Annotated in this window: 17 protein-coding genes and 2 tRNA genes; 5 read left to right on the forward strand and 14 right to left on the reverse strand. The window is 58.7% G+C overall.

The genetic code is table 11. From position 1 onward, the window contains the following. Positions 1-72: 72 nt before the first annotated feature. The gene (locus J2S70_RS03705; protein WP_307682401.1) at positions 73-690 is read right to left on the reverse strand and encodes an NUDIX hydrolase; all 618 of its coding nucleotides are present in this window, start codon (positions 688-690) and stop codon (positions 73-75) included. Positions 691-985: 295 nt separating this feature from the next. Here J2S70_RS03705 and J2S70_RS08930 point away from each other — a divergent pair, with 295 nt between their 5' ends. Together J2S70_RS08930 and J2S70_RS03710 are read left to right on the forward strand one after the other, a co-directional pair. Further along, the gene (locus J2S70_RS08930; RefSeq protein WP_456124419.1) at positions 986-1,297 is read left to right on the forward strand and encodes an ATP-binding cassette domain-containing protein; all 312 of its coding nucleotides are present in this window, start codon (positions 986-988) and stop codon (positions 1,295-1,297) included. Beyond that, entirely contained in the window at positions 1,204-2,637 is a 1,434-nt protein-coding gene (locus J2S70_RS03710) for an ATP-binding cassette domain-containing protein (protein WP_456124420.1), read from the forward strand. The genes J2S70_RS08930 and J2S70_RS03710 overlap by 94 nt, the downstream gene beginning before the upstream one ends. 47 nt (positions 2,638-2,684) lie before the next feature. On the opposite strand, the gene J2S70_RS03715 is transcribed toward J2S70_RS03710, so the two are convergent. The 5 genes from J2S70_RS03715 to J2S70_RS03735 all read right to left on the reverse strand — a co-directional run bounded on the left by J2S70_RS03715 (position 2,685) and on the right by J2S70_RS03735 (position 5,850). Beyond that, positions 2,685-2,969 carry a type II toxin-antitoxin system RelE family toxin gene (locus J2S70_RS03715; protein WP_307682402.1) on the reverse strand — a complete coding sequence of 95 codons (285 nt, stop codon included), beginning with the start codon at positions 2,967-2,969 and terminating at the stop codon, positions 2,685-2,687. Next, complete coding sequence (gene relB, locus J2S70_RS03720) at positions 2,966-3,178, reverse strand: type II toxin-antitoxin system RelB family antitoxin (protein WP_307682403.1); 213 nt, start codon at positions 3,176-3,178, stop codon at positions 2,966-2,968. Before relB ends, J2S70_RS03715 begins: the two co-directional genes overlap by 4 nt. Positions 3,179-3,288: 110 nt before the next feature. Continuing rightward, positions 3,289-3,364 (reverse strand) — tRNA-Ala (locus J2S70_RS03725). Positions 3,365-3,429: 65 nt separating this feature from the next. After that, a complete protein-coding gene (locus tag J2S70_RS03730) occupies positions 3,430-4,488 on the reverse strand; it encodes a DUF6667 domain-containing protein (protein ID WP_307682404.1) in 1,059 nt (352 codons plus the stop codon). A gap of 147 nt (positions 4,489-4,635) precedes the next feature. Continuing rightward, complete coding sequence (locus J2S70_RS03735; RefSeq protein WP_307682405.1) at positions 4,636-5,850, reverse strand: molybdopterin molybdotransferase MoeA; 1,215 nt, start codon at positions 5,848-5,850, stop codon at positions 4,636-4,638. Between the two features lie 84 nt (positions 5,851-5,934). Between J2S70_RS03735 and J2S70_RS03740 the strand changes: the two genes are divergently transcribed. Then, positions 5,935-6,582, forward strand: coding sequence for a 5-formyltetrahydrofolate cyclo-ligase (locus tag J2S70_RS03740; RefSeq protein ID WP_307682406.1), 648 nt, complete (start codon positions 5,935-5,937; stop codon positions 6,580-6,582). Between the two features lie 171 nt (positions 6,583-6,753). Next, entirely contained in the window at positions 6,754-7,320 is a 567-nt protein-coding gene (locus tag J2S70_RS03745) for an SAF domain-containing protein (RefSeq protein ID WP_307682407.1), read from the forward strand. Between the two features lie 4 nt (positions 7,321-7,324). On the opposite strand, the gene J2S70_RS03750 is transcribed toward J2S70_RS03745, so the two are convergent. The 7 genes from J2S70_RS03750 to J2S70_RS03780 all read right to left on the reverse strand — a co-directional run bounded on the left by J2S70_RS03750 (position 7,325) and on the right by J2S70_RS03780 (position 15,965). Next, positions 7,325-7,720 carry a hypothetical protein gene (locus J2S70_RS03750; protein WP_307682408.1) on the reverse strand — a complete coding sequence of 132 codons (396 nt, stop codon included), beginning with the start codon at positions 7,718-7,720 and terminating at the stop codon, positions 7,325-7,327. Then, positions 7,710-11,978: a hypothetical protein gene (locus tag J2S70_RS03755; protein ID WP_307682409.1), complete on the reverse strand. Its 4,269-nt coding sequence runs from the start codon at positions 11,976-11,978 to the stop codon at positions 7,710-7,712. Before J2S70_RS03755 ends, J2S70_RS03750 begins: the two co-directional genes overlap by 11 nt. A 210-nt stretch (positions 11,979-12,188) precedes the next feature. After that, on the reverse strand, positions 12,189-13,094 hold the full coding sequence (trhO, locus tag J2S70_RS03760) for an oxygen-dependent tRNA uridine(34) hydroxylase TrhO (RefSeq protein WP_307682410.1): 906 nt from the start codon (positions 13,092-13,094) through the stop codon (positions 12,189-12,191). A 36-nt stretch (positions 13,095-13,130) separates the two neighbouring features. Beyond that, positions 13,131-13,203, reverse strand: a tRNA-Arg gene (locus J2S70_RS03765). A 66-nt stretch (positions 13,204-13,269) separates the two neighbouring features. Then, positions 13,270-14,217 (reverse strand): universal stress protein, encoded by a 948-nt coding sequence (locus J2S70_RS03770; RefSeq protein WP_307682411.1) that lies wholly within the window; start codon positions 14,215-14,217, stop codon positions 13,270-13,272. A gap of 178 nt (positions 14,218-14,395) precedes the next feature. Next, positions 14,396-15,154, reverse strand: coding sequence for a C40 family peptidase (locus J2S70_RS03775; protein WP_307682412.1), 759 nt, complete (start codon positions 15,152-15,154; stop codon positions 14,396-14,398). 121 nt (positions 15,155-15,275) lie between these two features. Then, a complete protein-coding gene (locus J2S70_RS03780) occupies positions 15,276-15,965 on the reverse strand; it encodes a metal-dependent transcriptional regulator (protein WP_307682413.1) in 690 nt (229 codons plus the stop codon). A 137-nt stretch (positions 15,966-16,102) separates the two neighbouring features. On the opposite strand from J2S70_RS03780, the gene serC reads away from it, so the two are divergent. Next, complete coding sequence (gene serC, locus J2S70_RS03785; RefSeq protein ID WP_307682414.1) at positions 16,103-17,215, forward strand: phosphoserine transaminase; 1,113 nt, start codon at positions 16,103-16,105, stop codon at positions 17,213-17,215. Here serC and J2S70_RS03790 read toward each other — a convergent pair. Then, entirely contained in the window at positions 17,212-18,675 is a 1,464-nt protein-coding gene (locus J2S70_RS03790) for an NCS2 family permease (RefSeq protein WP_307682415.1), read from the reverse strand. The two genes, serC and J2S70_RS03790, sit on opposite strands and share 4 nt — an antisense overlap. Positions 18,676-18,696 lie beyond the last annotated feature (21 nt).

The following is an 18,696-nucleotide window of genomic DNA, read 5'->3' on the forward strand; positions in this document are numbered from 1 at the left end:
ACGGTTTGGCCGCTTAGTTAGCCAGCTCACGCGCGGCACGCAGGGTTGGTGGGCAATCGGGCCTTGGTGCTTTTAGTCGAAGATGACGCCAGCCGCGGGATCTGCCGCGAGCTTAAGGCACATCGCGATTTGCTGCGGCGTGGTCTTGCCGAGCGCGAGCGGTGGCAGCTGGCCAGGGCTGAAATAGCGGGCGTCCGTGGTTTCAATATTCGGCTCGAACTTGCCACCCACCGCCTCACATTCGACGAAGATTTTCCAAATGCTCCACGGCAGCTCGGGTATGTTGTGCTTGGATCGATCCTGAATCGCGAGCACACGCTTTGCGCGGGCATCGAGGCCCGCCTCTTCCTTCACTTCTTTTTCGACGTTCTCCCGCAAAGTCTCGCCAATATCAGCCCAGCCGCCCGGGAGAGCCCAGCCATCGGCGTCGTAAACTAGGAGCACCCGGCCCTCGCGGATAATTACGGCCCGCGTATCGAGTTTCGGCGTCTGGTAGCCGGTTTCGTTGGCGAACAGATCAGCGACGACGTCGCACGGCAGCTCGGTGTATGCCGCGAGTATCTCCGTGGAGATTTCCCGAAGGCGCGTATAGCGCTCGTTGTCGAAGGCATCGGAGCAATAGGCTAAGCCGGTCTGGGCGATGGCCTGAATTTCCATCGCCCAATCGAGCCACTGTTCTTTGCTGCGCATGGATAAAAGCCTATCTTGCTGCGGAAAATTTAGGGAGCAAACCCAGCTTTTCTCAGCGAAAATCGACTCTAATCGACACACTTACGAATGGGCGGGAAGCACATTCCCGTTACTGTTTTGGGGAGCCCTGAGTGGGTTCCGGGTGACTACCAGCAGCGCATTCGGTATGCTACACGCTAGTTACCAAACAGCGTTCGTTCCAATTTCAGGGAGTGTGTTAATTCCGATGGTGCTGTGATCTCCACTCGGCTTTACCGAGAAGCAACCGGATGTTTCGACGGCTTTGGAGATCGCTATGCCCACTCTCGAGGTAACCAATCTTTCCTTTTCATTTTCCGCCCAACCACTCTTAGATGGCGTTTCGTTCAGCGTTGGCGACAGTGAGCGCGCGGTACTTGTGGGACCTAATGGTTCCGGCAAAACCACGCTGCTGCGCCTTGTACGTGGAGAACTCCGCCCCGATCGTGGACACATCACCATGAGCAGTGCGGGCAACACTTCTATGCGCTTCCCGTGTACATTCGTGATGCCACCGGTACGGTTCAAGACTATCTGGATGCCGTGTTGGCTGGCCCACGGGAGCTGCTCACTCGCTTCGACCACCTGACGAAGCAACTATCAGCTGCCCAAAGTTCCGCGAGTCTCGTTAAAGATTACGATCAGCTAATCACCAGCCTTACTCTGGCCGACGCATGGTCGCTCGAAGCTCGAATCGATGAAGTGTTAGGCGGTTTAGGTCTAGGTCAGCTGAGTGCGCGTGGACGACAACGCGAAGTCGGCACCCTATCCCCGGGACAAGCAGGCAGGCTCGAACTGGCGGGTATCTTGTTGGCTAGACCAGCAATTTTGCTCTTAGATGAGCCCACCAATCATCTTGATGACGAAGCCATTGCCTTTCTGATCCAGCAAATTATAGATTGGTCGGGGCCGGTGCTCATGACCAGTCATGATCGTACGTTCATCGAAGACACAGCCACGGTCATCTATGACCTTGATATTGCCCCATGGCAAGCTATAGCCACAGGGGAAGGTAGCGACGTGGTGTCTGGCGTGTACCGATGCTCTGGAACGTATAGCGATTATCTTGCCGCCAAACAACACGCCCGCATGCAGCATCACAAGCTTCACGCTATGCAGCAATCTGAAAAGCGCGCGATTCGGAGTCATCGCCGTCGCAGTGAAGATATTGCTCGTGGTGGAGTGAAATTAGCGACGGCTCAGGGTAAGGCGCGTAAGTTCTTTTCTGATCGGGCAGAAACGACCGCGCTGCGGCGCACACGTAACGACGATAAACGCCTAGAAGAGCTTGCTAAACGTGAGGTGCGAAAACCCCGCGACTACCAACTGCGGCTCAATCTTCCACACGTTGAGCCGCGTGGTGGGTTAGCTGTCATGGCACGACGCGCCACGGTTCCAGGCAGGCTTGCCCCAATAACGTTTGACCTTGCCACAGGCGAACACTTATTACTGACTGGCCCGAACGGAGCAGGAAAAACTACGCTTCTCACTTGGCTCGCAAACGGGAAACCACCAAACAGTATGGAAACCACATCCAGCGGCAGCATATTCGTCAATGGGACGCTGGCGTACGTCCCGCAACGACTACCACGCACAGGCGATCTCAACATCGCCCAGGAACATTGGACTGACGGGATCGGTGAATTAGGTGCGGGAATCCTCCACCCAGCCCTGTGGACCACCCCAGTCGGACAACTTTCAGATGGCAACCAGCGTCGAGCCCAGATCGCGTTAGCCGCGGCGCAGAAACCAGAGATTCTCATCATCGACGAACCAACCAACTACCTTGACCTAGCCGCGATCGAAAAATTCGAGAACGCGCTCCGCCAATGGAATGGCACACTCATCATCGCCAGTCACGACCGCTGGCTCATCAACCACTGGCAAGGAACACACATCGAATTAAGCCCAGCAGATCCAACGACTTGATCGCTAGACCTGCGTTAACACCCAACCGTCCCTGATTGAGAGGTTGTTTAACGATTGTAGATCGTGCCTCTTCGACCGATTGAGAAGACTTCAATGGTGATGATGCCGTGGATGAGTGCAAGGATTCGATATGAGCCAACGCGGTAACGCCACTCGCCCGAGCGATTAGCGGTCAACCCTTTTCCGAAGGCACGCGGATCAGCGCATCCATCGAGGTTGTTCTTCATCCATGCTGCAAGAATCCTCGCATCGAACCGATCCATCTTCTTCAATTGTTTGCGCGCACGCGCAGTAAGCTCAACACGCCACACAACGCTCCGCGATTCCGTCATGAAAGCTCAGACACGACGTCGTCAATACTGAATCGTTCACCAGAATCTTCAGCGATTGCCTCACGTAGCTCTTGAAGATCGTAGACGTCCTCAATCTTCTCCAAGATCGCATTACGAGCGAAGTCGGAAATCGTGACGCCCTCGAACTGGGCGAACCTGCGCACTAGTTCCGCATCCTGCTCGTTCATACGGATAGTCATCGTGGCCATAACGTTCCTCTCAAACCCCTCAATTTGAATACATCGTATTCACCAGCTGGCTGCTTCGCAAGAGAGAAAAACAAAAAGACGCTCACTTTGTATCAAAGTGAGCGTCCTAGTGGTGGAGCTAGGGGGATTCGAACCCCCGACCTTTTCATTGCGAACGAAACGCGCTACCAACTGCGCCATAGCCCCGCGTAGAAAAATCCTAACAAAGGGGCGCCTGCAACCCCGAATAAATTCCCGTCTATTGCGTCACGCTAGGCACGACGGCGATCGAGCAACGCGTCCAGAGTTGATCCCCCACCGAGTACGTCAGAGCGCAACTCCTCCGTGCCAGTTACCCCGGGTGCAGGATTCGCGGCTTCAATTGGCTCATCACCAATACGTTCACCAACGCGGGTGGGCCGGTAGGGCACATCCGCCTCAGCTGTTTCCGGCGCTACATAAGGCTTAACCGTACGCCGCTGGATCGTGGGCTTCAGCGTATACGAGGGCGCCTCGAGTAGATCAGCTTCTCGGCCAGACTTTTCGGCAAGTTCCTCACCGTTAACGATTCGATCAACGCGAGCCACTCGCGGGGCGGGAAGCACCCGCTCCGGCTTTTCGAAGCCCGAGTGCTCGGTCTTCTTGGAGAGTTCTTTCGCCGCGGTAACCGAGTCCGCCCGGACATCTGCTGATTCAACTGGCTTCGCAACGTTCGATTCACTGTGCGCCGCAGCACCCGCCGAGACGGGGGCGTCCTTCTTGGTGTGGCCCGTGAGCTGGCGCCGAACATCTCGGCGCGAACGCAGAACCTTGTTTGCGCGGGAAATACGTCCTTCATCCTCCTCGTTCAAGGAGCTCCAGTTTGAGACGAGCACGCCGAGCCCAAGGAGATACGCCCCGCCTAGGGCTGTCGATGCAATCGCAACGCCTGCCGGAACGGACGTCGCTCCCGCCAAAATCCACAGCAGAACGGTCACCCCGACAAGCGCGGCGGCACCAAACAACGCGCGCTGCTGTGCCGCTGCACGCTGAGCGATTCGAGCTCGAGCACGCGAACGATCACGCGCGGCGGCCCGCATCTTTGCCGCACTGGGAGCGCGGTGTTCGCGCTGGCCTTGTGGTGTGCTCATTGTTCGCTCCGTCGTAAAAATTTTTCCGTGTTCACCGGTGTCTTGTTGCAGTGTTCGTTCCGTGATGATCCTCAGGTCCGCCGAGTATCGTTCACCGATTGGCGCGTCCGCGAGAACGGATCGGTTTCTGGCTATTTGGGGAGCAACATAGGCTAAAAGCAAAAGCGCGCCAACTGCCAGTGCCGCCCCTTCAATACCCATGCATCAACGTTATGTCGGACGGCGAGTTTTAGCGGGTATCTCGCGGAGGCGTGTTGCTAAAACACCTCCGAATCAGCAGGGTCAAAGCCGCAAATTCAGACTTCTAAAACACCTGCAACACCAATCACACGCAAACAGCTCAGCACATCAAGCATTCAATACAACGCACTCTAAGGTGTCGCCCACCTGCACCACACGCTGCCCTTCGGGCACAATAGCCAAGCAGTTCGCTTGGGCCAAAGCCGTCAGCAGCGGCCGCGCCGGATCACCCAGCGGCTCAACACGATAACCATCATGAGGGTTGCCAACCACTCGCGCCCGCACGAATTCCCGCTCACCCTCCGGCGATTCCCAAGACTTCTCGACGCTCGCTTGAATCGACCTGCGATGGATATTCGAATAACCGGCCATGTGCCGCAGGGCCGGCCGGATGAAAACTTCGAACGCCGTCATCGCCGCAACCGGCGAACCCGGTAAACAAAATACCGTGGTGTCCCCTTCGATCCGCCCAACGCCCAACTGCCGCCCGGGCGCCATCGCAACGTTGTCGAAACGCACCGTACCCAAAGGCGAAAGCACTTCTTTGAGGGTGTCTCCCCCGCCGTATGAAAGCCCGCCGGTAGTGATGATAATGTCGGCGCGAACCAACTGGTCTTCAAGCATTTCCCTCAGGTCGCGCTTGTCGTCGGTCACGGCCCCGACTCGGAACACTTCCCCGCCAGAGTCTCGCACGGCGCTTGCCAGCGCATGAGAATTCGCGTCGTAAATTTTTCCGACGGCAGCGGGCATTCCGGGCTCTTGGAGCTCATCACCAATCGCCATGATGACCACCCGTGGCGAAGGATGGACCATCACCGTCGAGTGCCCGGCCGAGGCGAGAACTGCAATCTGCCGCGAACCGATTCGCACCCCCGCACGCAAAAGCACGTCTCCGGCAGCGAAATCTTCCGCCCGCTGGCGCACATTCTCGCCTTCACGCACCGACCGGTACACCTGCACTTCCGCACGTCCCTGATCCGTGCTTTCAATCGGAACGACGGCCTCGGTGTCGGCCGGTAGGGACGCACCCGAGGAAATTCGCACGGTGGCACCTGCAACCAGCCGCGATGGATCGATCGTGTCTGCGCGGATTTCTTCGACGACGGGAAGCGCTACGGGGTTATCACGTGAAGCCCCCTCGACGTCGCCCGCCAGAACAGCGTAACCATCGCGCGCGGCAAGGTCCGCCTGTGGAACGTCAACGAGGGAGCGCACGTCTTCGGCGAGAACGCAGCCGACGGCGTCGGACAGGGCAACCGCAAATGGCGGCAGCGGTGCGGCTACGGTAAGGCACTCGTCAAGGTGCTCGGCGACGGACTTCATTTTGCCTCCCTAAGAATCCTCAGCCAGTTTACCGGAGAGCGTAGCGCATACATGAGTCGGGAGGTTCCGTGAGAGAATGGGGCCATGTCCATCTCAGCGTTGAGTGTTCCTAATATTTCCAGCATGGAAGTCGAAGAAGGCAAGCAAGCCCTTCGCTCCGCTATCCGAGCTCACCGCAAGCAGCGGGGAAAGAAAATGTTGGAAAAGTTTTCCAAAGAATGGGCGCAAACGGTTTTGCATTTCGTTGGTGAGCGCGAGCTCGTAGCCTGCTACGTCTCCGTGAATAAAGAACCGCCCACGCGCGAAGTTGTCGCAGCCTTATGCGAGGCGGGAAAACGCGTGTTGCTACCCAAACTCGGCCCTGGCCTAACTCGTTCGTGGGGCTTGTATTCACCGCGGGAAGAGCTTGTGGAAATGGCTCCCGGCCGGCCTCCTGAGCCTCCCGGTGAGGCGCTCGGGCCCGAAGTTTTAGCCGACGTCGAGGCGCTCGTAATCCCGGCACTGGCGATTTCCCATCGCGGGGCGCGCCTTGGTCAAGGTGGCGGTTGGTATGACAGGGCGCTGAAGAAAGTCAGCCCCAATGCCCTAGTTGGCGCGATGATCTATCCCGAAGAGTTGCTTGAGGAGTCCATCCCGCAAGACGAAATGGACATGCGGGTTCCGTACGTTATCCATCCGACGGCGATCTTGCAGACAAGCGCCGCGAGAGAAGGCTGTCCACAGTTCGGCTAACATCTAGGTTATCCACAGTTGGCACCTTGCGAACCCGGGTAGACATGGGCCGTCCACCATAATGGGGGCATGGTTCACTCCCACCTTTCAAAGCCCCAGACGGCACGATCATCACCTTTGCGCGCCATTCTTTGGCGATGGCGATGGGTGGGCGCAGCTATCTTTGCGGTCATGGCAATCCAAGCTATCGCGCCCGTTCCCGGTGACGAGCCATCAACGCCTATCGTCGTGACCACCCGCGAGATAGCTGCCGGCGAACTGCTCGAATCTGGCGACCTCACCATCCAGCACATCAGCTCCAACATCGCAGGAACCTTAGAACACGTGGACGATGCGGCCGGAGAGTATCTGGTCGGCCCGCTCCCCGAGGGGGCGCCCGTGCTCGCAAGCCACCTGCTCACCTCCGACTTCCTAGACAGCGCCGCCGAGGGCACCATCATCGTGCCCCTCACCATCGTCGACTCCGGTGGCACCGCACTCTTACAGCCGGGCGTGCATGTCGACCTGTACGCAATGCCAGAAGAATTTTCCGAGATGACCGACGCCGAACGGCTTGTCGGCGGAGTCCGCGTTGCCGCGATCGCCACCAACAAGGGCACCTCTACCCTACTCGCCACCACTGAGGACACCCACGTGTTCTACTTTGAAATTCCAGAAAGCGCGGTCAAGCGCGTACTGGGCGCGGGATCACGAGCGCCGCTACATGCCGTGCTATCCGGCCCACGTAGACCTGGCTAGATGGCTACAAGTTCCCGAAATGGGGTGGCACATCCGCCAAAATTTCGCGATCGCGAGCAGACAGTACCGGCTTATCGGTAAAACTACTTCCGCCGTCACTGGTCTCACGGCTGTTATTCCGCTCGCCATCTGACTTGTGCTCCGGATTTCGCCCAGCTGATTTCTTCGCGGCTTGCCTTGGCTCTTGCCGAGTCCGGCGATCGCTCGCGTGCAAAACCTCTTCGGCGGACTCGAATTCACCCGCTTTGATCCGTTGGGCATCAACATCCGAGAGCATGACGACGCGGCGCGAGCCCCGGCGTCGTACCGGCTTACCAACGCTACGTACGGCATCATCGACCACCGGTTCCGATGACCGATCTGGGCTCCCGGAAGGATCGGATTTCTCGCTAGCGTTCACCGTCATCACCAAGAACCGGACCCTCATCACCCAAGTCCAAGCTACCCGTAACCGAGTGATCCTCAGCGGGTTCTCGTGGCTCGGCCGCCACGGCGATGAGCCCCGAACGCCGCGCAACATTGCGCAACACGACGTCGATCTGCTCACCGCGCCGCTCAATCCCAAGCTCGGCCCGCAATTCATCCACCAGCTCGTCCTCGCCGCGCACCTTGCCATCGGAGGCAATCCACGCGATCATGTCATCCAGCTGATCATCGGTATAGGCTGCCAAACTCAAACCGGGAGCGATCTGCGGCCGCTCACCGCGCGGGCGAAGTCCCTCATCCGGGTTATCGATCCCCGGATTCAGCTCGTCAAGTTCGGGCTCGTTCCACCCCTGCGCCAGCTCCACGCTCTCCTCTACCAAAGTTGGCACTCGCACCGGCGCGGGCTCATCAGGAAAACGTTCGCGTAACAATTCTTCAATCGCATTTACCTGGCCTTCCGGATCGATAAACAGCGAACTTGAGAACGTCTGGAACACCTGCCAGCCACGCGAGTGCAAAACGTCGATCCAGAACCGGTCCCTGCGCCGCAATGACTTCTCATTCACGTACGCCGGATCATCCATCACCACCGCGACCGCATACTCACCGCCACGTCCAACGACGAGCGGGATCCGCGGCGAACCCTGATAGCCGTAGGATGCGCGCGTTGACCAGCCGCGATCGTGCAAACGATTGGCGACGTCGGCAAGAAGCGGGGCGACCTCGTCGTCGGAAACGACGTGCGAAACCTCGCCACCACTTGCCTCATCAATCAGGCGCGAGAGCAAGCGCGGACCGGCAGTGGACACGCGGCGCGCGTCGATATCGCCGGGCCCAAGTGCAGAAACGATAGTCAGCTCCGAGCTCGCTGCGCAGACCGCGTCAATCAAACCGGCCGGACCGTCCGGCGTGGCCAGTGCACCAAAGCTGTGCAAAACCCGCCCGTGGACGGTCTTGCCATAGCCGACCGATAAGATCACGTGATCGCGCTTCAGCCCGGTTGCCTGCGTGATGTCAGTAATCACGAAACCGGCCAAATTTTCGACGTCCCGGGAACCGACCGTTTCAACCGCCTCCCGAACCCGATTCGCGTGAGTGGGCGACACCGTCACCACAGCAAGCGACTCCTCGGGGCGGCTCATCGCGTGGTCAAGAACCGCGTCAACAACCGCATCCACCTCAACCTGGGTCGACTCCACCGCGCCCTCGCCGGACGTGCCGGGCACGCCCCGCCCGTCGACGTACACGAGCTTGGAGCTCCGGGTGGCATCAACGCTCGGAGGAAGCGCCACGTGATCATAGCCGAGCTCTTTCAACGCGAAAGTCGATAACGCATCATGCTGTGCCTGGTAGGTGGGCAATTCGGCCACCGGAAGCACGTCTGCGAAAACCTGCACGTTCTCGGCGCCAGGCCGCTTCAAATCCGCAACGAGCACCGCCTGCCGACCTCGCATCATCGGCGAAATCAGCTGGGCCACCGAATTGGCAGCCTCCACGATCACTAGATCCGCCCACGGCATCGGCGGAATAAACTCGGCCAACACGGTTGCCGGAACCACCCACACCGGCCGGGCCGCCTGCACGAGCCGCGAATGGGTTGCAATCGCATCTCGCAGACCGCCCGTTCCCTGCTCGGCAAGAGCCTGGTCCAGTTTCAGGGTCTCTTGGCGCCTTGACTGCATCAGTGCACGCGAATTATTGACCACGGCACGCAACACGGGGCCTGCAAGCGTCCGAGTATGGGCACGATCGCACTCGCATAAGGTCTCGAGCAGCTTCACCAGATCGCGCGGGCCAAGGCTCGATAACGCGTCGGATTTCCCAATAATTTCTTCGAACACGGCGGAGGTGTATGCAAGATCGAGTTCCGCGGCAATACCTTCCGGTACAACGCCTCGGGCGACGACGTCGTCGAGAAATTCGCCAAAACCGGCCTCGCGCAAAGTGCCAAGCAGCGCATTGCGTTCGGGAAGGGTGGCCATGTGGTCCGCATCGGCACCGAGGGCGGAAAGCCGCGACTGCAGCTCTTCAAACTCCATGTCAAAGAACGGTTCACCATCGAGGTGACCCATGAGGGATTCGAGATCCTGCTGCACTTCGATGCGCGTAGCCCGAATTTGCGCCATGCCGTCGGGCAGCGTGGGCCAGCCGCCATCTGTGCTGTACCGGCGCCAAACCTCCCGGCGCTTTTGCACCTTAAGCAGTTCTTCGTGTAGGTTCGCGGTTGATTCCCCGGGGCGCACCAGATCCAGGGCCTGTTTTTTATAACGACGGCGGTCGGCAAGTTTCATCGAGTGCCCGTGCGAATCGCGCCAATCGCGCGGCGCGCAGGCGATCGCCATATTCAACGGCGAAGTTTCAAAAACTTGCGGAACGAACGTGTCAAGAGAATCAGAAATGCCGTCGAGCACGTCAATCTGTTCAAACCACTGCGCAAGCGTGGTGGGCTGCTTCATCGACGTTTCGCCAGCCGAGCGGGAAGATTGGCTAATTGCGGCCGGAACCCTGATATCACGGAGTCTGCGAACCGCATCGAGGGCTTTCGTGCCCTCGGAGGCGCTCGAAATTGTTGACGAGGCCCAGGCAGACGAAGAGATCTCGGGATCGAACGCACCCAGCTCCGCTGCTCTGTCCAAATCTGCACGTACTGCGTCGAAGCCCTGATCCTTCATCGTGTTAACAGCTTTTTGCCCGAGCCTTATTCGCGTTTGCGGGGCGTCATCTTGCGCCATCAAACTTGCGAGCTTTTCAAGGAGTTCGCGGACGGACGTACCCCATTCGGGCTCCTCACGATGCAAATCCCCCACAAAAGACTCGAGATCTTGACGTGCCGAAACCAAACGAGCTCGCAGCTCCAGCGTTTCGTCCGTAGGAAGTTCGGGGCGCTCCAAGCGCAAACCGGTTCGAATGCGCTGTGCAGCCCCGTCGACGTCGGAAAAATCCAGAACCAGATCGCCCAAGCCCAAGTGCTCGAGTTCGTCGATCAGTTGGCACCCGGAGGATAGCCTTGCCGGAACTACCAAAATGGAGCGATTCGACGCCGCGGCATCCGCACAGATTGAAGCTATCGTTTCAAACCGGCGCGAACCGGGCGGGCAATCCAAAACGACCGAACGGCCAGATGCCACCGCCTCTACGGCGTTAAGCTCTGCCACATCGAGATCACCGGCGCCTCGCTCAACTTCTGGTGCGCGGTCCTCGTCTTTGCCCGGTGGAAGCGGCGTTACCGAAAGCTTCCGAGTCTTGGCATCACCCGCAAGCGCCATCATAATGCCCGACGTGCGGATATAGGGTTCCATCGCCTCCAAGTCCGCGAGTAACGTGCGCTCGGGGCGTTCAAAGCAACCCAAATGGGCCACCATTTCACTCGCAAAACCGGGCAGGTACATTCGGCCAATTGACTCGGCCAACGCGAAAAGTTCGTCGAGATCTGCCGTGCGCTGGGCGGCCTGCCGCAGCTGGGTGAGATGCTCGGCTGTAGCACCGTTCTCACGCAATGCACGCAAAAATGCGGGATTGAATTCCGTGCGCTTCAACTGGCGAACAGCCGCGTCATCGCCGTCGAACTTTAGCTCGAGCGCACGAAACAACGCATATTCGTTAATTTCCTTCGCCTCGCGCGGCGGCTCGGCCTCAGCTGGCTCTGCCAACTGAGGCTGCTCTGGTCGGGCTCCGCCGTCATCAGCGGTGCTCGCATCTGGTTCGACGTCGCCGCTGGCCGGCTCGTCGCTGCTGGTCCATTCGTCGCCGTCACTTGCCGGTTCGACGTCGACCATCGCAAACTCGCCCGTCAGTTCGGGCGCGTCGAAATGGGCGGGCACACCCGGCTCAGTTGCGGGTGGTAACTCGGTCCAGGTGAACTGGCCTACTGCCAACGAGACCGGCGCATGACCATACTCTTCCGCAATACGCGCAGTTGTGGCATTCAGCCGCTGCAGATTCTTCATCGCGCGTTGCTGTGCAAAACTTTCCCGTACAAGCGAAGTGATACGCACGGGAGAACCGGAAGCAAACAGAGCGGACCCCGTGGGATGCGGATGGGTCAGATCTACGAGGGCGCTGCCCACATCGCTCGTCGTTTGGTCGGCTGTGAGGGCCCGCTCCGCCAGTTCTGCATGCCAATTTTCATACGCCTGATCGAGCAGTTCTTCGCGTGAGGCCGTCGGCTCGTCGCCGCTAACCTCCTGCTCCTGGGCCTCCTCGCCGGAGTCTGGATCTACGCTCTCTGCCACATTTTCAGCGGGCTCTACCGACTCATCGGCGCTCTCAACGCTCGGCGCACTCTGGCTAGGCTCATCTGGCGTTTGCGCACTAGGCACCGACTCCGGGGACTTTTTACGACGTCTAAAGAAAGGGCTCACCCCTCCACCGTACCGAGAACAGAATTGAAGTCGGTGCAAGCGCGCCGAAAACGACGCATTCGAATCACGCGGAAATCTAGCCTAACTCACTGTTTGGACCTGAGAGTGCTGATCGCAAAAGACGCTATCCCCACAGTTTTCGCACGTCACAAGCCGGGCTCGGCAACTTGGCTCATCGCAGTTGTGCAAGAGCGACGTAGGGCCCTGACACTTATGGCACCGGCCAATCACCTCCGGATTCTCACCAAAATCCATGACTTCACGGCCGTCAAATACCGTGAGCGCGCCCTTCCAACGGCCCTTGTTGCCGAACTTTTCTGCGTAGCGCACAATCCCGCCATCGAGCTGCATCACATTAGAAAAGCCGCGGTTCTTCATCACGGCCGTCAACACTTCACAACGGATACCGCCCGTGCAGTACGTGAGAATCGGAGTTTGCTTGAGATGATCGTACTCGCCCGCATCAAGCAGCTTAATAAAATCGTGCGTGGTGTTCGTTGGCGGAACGATCGCACCCTCAAAACGGCCAATCTCAGCCTCGATTGCGTTACGGCCATCAAAGAACACCAGATCGGGATTGTCGGCAATCACCTGCTCAACCTCCTCGGGCTTAACGTGCACTCCGCCGTCGATCACGCCACCACGATCCACCTTCAACTCGTCAGGCGCACCAAAGGCCACAATTTCCTTGCGCACCTTCACCGATAGACGTGGAAAGTCAAGCGAGTTGCCGCGCTCATCCAGGCCCGTCCCCTCGGAAATTTTCCACTCGATATCGCGGAACGGCTCATATTCTTTGGTGGCCTTCTGGTATGCCTTAACCGCCTTCAGCTCCCCGCCCACCGTGCCGTTAATCCCATGCTCAGAAATGAGGATACGCCCGCGCAGGCCAAGACGCTCGCACAGGTTCCACTGCCACAACCGCACCGCATGCGGATCTGAAAGCGGCGTGAACTTGTAATACAGCAGGATTCGAGTTTGCACCACGATTCTTCCTTTCCGCTCGCCAAGGCGGGATGCGAGTGCCCTCGATAGGAATCGAACCTACGACACCGGCTTTAGGAGAGCCGTGCTCTATCCACTGAGCTACGAGGGCGAGCTAGCTGGCGCCAGCGCGTAAATCCTACCGGATTGGCCCAGTGTGCGCGAAACTCAAGCTCGGCTAGCTTTCGGCTACGATTCCCGGCTCATCAGGATCGACGTACTGAACGGGTTCGGGCCCGACGTCGTCACCAAGCCGCACCCGGCGCGGAACAACCATCGTGGGGCACGCCGAATAGCCCAGGAGGGTTTGCGACGTCGATCCGAGTAACAAACCGGCGAATCCGCCGCGCCCGCGCGTACCAAGAACGAGAAGATCCGCTTCATCCGATTCGCGCGCTAAAACATGTGCTGGGCTACCTTCCACCGCCGTAATCTCGGTATCGATCTGGCGGCCTTCATCCACATCGGCCAGCGCTTGCCTCATTTCGACTTCCAACTCCTGAAGGTGTTCCTCGCGGAACGCATGGGCAGGCACCCAAGCTGCGGCCGCCGGATTAACTGCGGTAATAATCTTCAGCGTGGCATTCCACCGGTCCGCCTCCCACACCGCGCGCTGGAGTGCCATCTTCGAATGATGCGAACCATCAACACCGCATACCACACGCCTGATCGGAAGATGGGTATTCGGGCTCTCAGTTGGCACCACCACGGTTGGGCAGTAGGCATTGGCCGGCACGGCGGATGACACGGTGCGCAGCAGGCGATCGGCAAGCCGATTTGTACTCTGGGCCCTTCCTCCAACGACGACGAGGGCCACCCGTTTCGAAATCTCCACCAGCACCTCGGTCGGATCACCGAACTCGAGCGCGGACGTAACTTCCACGCCCTGGCCGGAAACGGATGCCACCGCGTCGTCAACTATCTGCTTTGCCGAATCGAACAGTTGGTTTGCCCTTTCCCGATTTTCTTGAAACTCCGGGGTCATATAGTGGGAGGGCAACTCGTAGCCACACACCACGTGGAGGCGGGCATCCCGTGCGCGGGCCTGCGCGTGTGCCCATTCGAGTGCTGCACCACCCGCTTCAGAACCATCTATTCCTACGACAACAATATTTTCATGCGCCATTGCATCCTCCTTACGGTCATTCTCCCATTGGTATGTGAGGTTTTCTAGTGTCGTAGATCTAGTGCCGCTCAATCCCCATCACGCTCTTTAAGCAACAAGCAACAGAAAAGGGATCCTCGCGGATCCCTTTTCATGAAAACTTAAGTCTGTCGGCTAAACCCAGCACCAACGGCGCAGTTTAGCCAAACACGCGGATGACGACGGGGGTTCCGATAACGTAGTCGGATCCCACCTGGGTGCCCATCGAGGGGTTCCAAGCGCCAATGTGCTGGCCACCGCCCACCGAAATGCCAACGTGCCCCGGCCAGTAGAGGATATCGCCTGGCTGGACCTGCGAGTACGGAACCTGACGGCCAACTGACAGAACGGAGCTGGTGTAACCGCCAATGTGCACACCGTGCTGGGCATAAACGTAACGAACGAACCCGATGCAGTCCCAGCCCGCGGGAGTAGTTCCGCCCCAGCGGTAAGGAGCACCCGCGTATGCAAGTGCAGTGCCCGCAACAGCGCTACCCGAACCGGAGTAGGACGCCGCAGGTGCCTGCTGAGCTGGAGCTGGAGCTGGAGCGTCACCTTGATCCGACGAAGCGCCACCTTGAGCCTGCTGACCGTATCCGCCATTTTGCGCGGCAGTTTCCTGCTGAACTACCTGTTCAGCAACCGGAGCTTCGGCTTCGATAACAACCTGTTTCATCTCCCAATCGCCGCCTGAAACGGTGTTGAGCTCAATCGAGGCAACCTCATTAGTCTCAACTGCAGGCGACTCAAGCGCCGCTGCAACCTTTTCAACCTCAACCTGATCTTCGGTCGGTGAGGCAAATGCGATTGGCGCACCGATACCCATCAGCATTCCTGCTGCGGATGCGGTGGCTGCTGTCGTCATGGTCGACTTCGAGAAGGTCTCCCGAGGCTTAACCATTTCGTGACGTCCCGCCATAAAAATCTCCGTAAAGCTACTGAACTAACGTTGACACCCGCAAAAGTCGCCATGACTTCTTGGGCACATGGATCAGCATAACGGCAGAATAACTTTTTGTCACGATTTGGTAACAATGACATCAGTCACTGAGATTTTTAACGAAAATTCCCTTGGCAACATCGGCGGAAAGCCGCACGGAATAAGCCCCCTGGCTCACCACTGCACTTTCAGATTCGACAACATCCACCGTTACCTTCGCACCCGGCAACAGCTCCTCGTACTCGAGCATCGCCAAAACATCAGCATGCAATTGCACCGCTTCGGCAATCCGCACGATCTCATATTCCGTCTCACCGTCAGCCTCTTCCACATCCATAATGGACACGAGCCCTGATTCGCTCACGTTATTGATCGTCGTCGCATCCTGAGAAGGAATCGGATTGCCGAACGGATCCGTCGTCGGATTGCCGAGAAGGGCTTCGATTCTATTGGCGACGTCGTTCGAAACAACGTGCTCCCACCGGCACGCCTCATCGTGAATATCGGGCCAGTCGAGTGTGATCACGTCATGCAGAAGTCGCTCGGCGAGCCGATGGCGGCGCATCACCTGGATTGCGCCTTCCCGGCCAATATCAGTAAGTATGATTTCGCGATTTGGCGCCATCGTCACCAAACCATCACGCTCCATCCGGCTCACCGTCTCAGAAACCGTGGGTCCCGACTGTTCAAGGCGCTCCACAATCCTCGCCCGCAATGCGGGGATGCCCTCCTCATAAAGCTCATAGATCGTTTTGAGGTACATCTCGGTCGTATCGATCAATTCATTCACGGAAACCCCCTCCTCCACTCGCCACCCGCTCATAATATCCAATTTGGTTCCTTGCCACAGGTTGAGCCCGTTGTACTACCCGTGCCACACAGTGGGAAACCTCCCCACGATTGGCCGCCGCTTTGAGACCATGGGGTATGACCACCAGTACTCCCCCACATCTACCAAAACTACCTCGCGACGGCCGGTTTGGCTCGGGCCCATCCAAGGTGCGGCCCGAGCAGATTGCCGCCATTCAAAGCCCGCCCATGGGCACCTCGCACCGCCAGACTGGCGTGCGCGAAGTCGTCGCTTCAATCCAAATCGGTTTGGCCGAACTTTTCCGACTACCTGAAGGCTACGAAGTGTTACTCGGCAACGGTGGGGCAAGCGCATTGTGGGACGCAATGAGTTTCGCCCTCGTTGAAAGTTCGGCACAGTGCGCCGTCGTCGGTGAATTCTCCGGCAAAGCCGCCCGCGCGCTCGAGCGCGCACCGTGGCTTAACACCCCGGACATTCGCAGGGCCGAGCCTGGCCAGGTGGTCCAGTGCGAATCAGCACCCGATATCGACGCCTACGTTTACGCACATAACGAAACATCCACCGGAGCACTGACACCGCTGCGGCGCTTTGGCGAAGAGAGCGCCCTTACGCTCGTCGATGGCACATCGGTAGCTGGCGGGATCGACGTCGACATCTCGGCTGCCGACTTCTACTACTTCTCGCCACAAAAATGCTTTGGTGCCGACGGCGGCCTGTGGCTGGCGCTCGCATCACCAGCCGCATTGGAACGGATCGAACGCCTGAGCGGGCAGCGTTGGATCCCAGACTTCCTCAATCTGCAACTCGCGGTCACGAACTCACGAAAGGCCCAAACGCTGAACACGCCCGCCGTTGCCACCTTGCTCATGCTCGCCAACCAGATCGACTGGATACTTGCCCAAGGCGGCCTGCCCGCGATGGAAGAGCGCACCCGCCTCAGCTCCGGAATCATTTACTCGTGGGCTGAAGAACGTAGCTTCGCCAATCCGTTTGTCGCCGCCGAATACCGGTCACCAGTGGTGTGCACGATTGATTTTTCCGACGACGTCGACGCCGCAGCTATCGCCCGCGAACTGCGTCAGCATTCGATCGTCGATATCGAACCCTACCGTTCGCTAGGGCGAAACCAGCTGCGGATTTCCACGTTCCCCGCCATCGAGGCTGACGACGTGCGAGCGCTACTCGCCGCAATTGACGCCGTCGTTGATTCGCAGGGAGTTGCGGATTAGGCGACGCCGAGCGCGTTCGTGATGGGCTCCAACAGGAAGTACACGACGAACAGAGCGGAGGTGAGCCACATGAGGGGGTGCACCTTGCTCGCCCGGCCGACCACCGTTTGCATGAACACGTAAACGATGAAGCCCACGCCGATGCCCACCGTGATCGAGTAGCCGAATGGCATGAAGATAATAGTGATAAATGATGGGATGGCGACGGCGAGATCCTGCCAGTCGATGTCCACGACCTGTTGCATCATCATGAAGCCGACCACGACGAGGGCTGGTGCTGCAGCTTGCGAGGGGACGAGGGCAAAAAGTGGTGCGAGGAACGTTGAGAGCAAGAAAAGGATGCCGGTAAAGATTGCCGACAGGCCGGTTCGGCCGCCTTCTCCAACGCCGGTCGCTGATTCGACGAACGAGGTGTTCGACGATACCCCGCCCATGCCACCGGCAATGGCGCCAACCGAGTCGATCATCAGGATCGCTTTCGTGCGCGGTGGGTTGCCGTCTTCATCGAGCAGATCGCCTTCGGCTGCGACTGCGACCATCGTGCCCATGGTGTCGAAGAAGTCTGCGAGCATCACGGAGAAGGAAAGAACGACGACGGCGATGATGCCGAGTTTCTGGAACGGGCCGGTGATGGAGAATTCTCCGAGTGTGGAAAATTCGGGAACATTGACCGGGGAGCCGGTGAGCTTGGGCTCGGTGAGCCCCCAGCCGCCGACTTTGCCGACTGCTTCGATGATGATGGCCAGGATGGTTGAAGCGATGATCGACCAGAGGATCGCTCCTTGAACTCCGCGCACCATGAGCGCGATGGCGAGGAAAAGTCCGAAAATAAACACGACGAGCGGCCAGGTAGAGATCGAGCCGTTGACGCCGAAGACGAGCGGTGTGCCCTCACCTGCGGAGACGATGCCCGCGTTGACAAGCCCGACGAGCGCGATGAACAGGCCGATTCCAACCGAGATGGCCGTGCGGAGCACCTTCGGTACTGCGCGGAAGATTGCTTCGCGCAGACCGGTCACAACGAGGAGCAGGATGACGATTCCTTCGATGACGATGATGCCCATGCCGTCTGCCCAAGTCATGCCGGGCAGCTGGACGATCGTGTAGGCGACGATCGAGTTGAGCCCGAGGCCAGCGGCGAGCGCGAGTGGGAAGTTTGCCACTGCCCCCATCAAGATTGTCATGAGACCGGCAACGAGTGCCGTGCCGGCAGCAATCGCTGGAATGTTAGGTTCCGCGCCACCGCCCAAGAACTGGCCAGTGCTATCGGGGCCGGAAAGAATGAGGGGGTTGAGGACGAGGATGTAAACCATCGAGAAGAAGGTTACGAGTCCGCCGCGCAATTCTTGACCGACTGTGGTTCCACGTTCGGTGAGCTGGAATGTGCGGTCGAACCAACCTTGTTGGAGCGGTGCTTGATGTTCTTTCTGCGTGGGCGCAGTGCCTTTTGAGTCGTTCACCCACTAAGTTTCACATTGCGA

This window comes from Trueperella bonasi (assembly GCF_030811535.1).
GTDB lineage: Bacteria > Actinomycetota > Actinomycetes > Actinomycetales > Actinomycetaceae > Trueperella > Trueperella bonasi.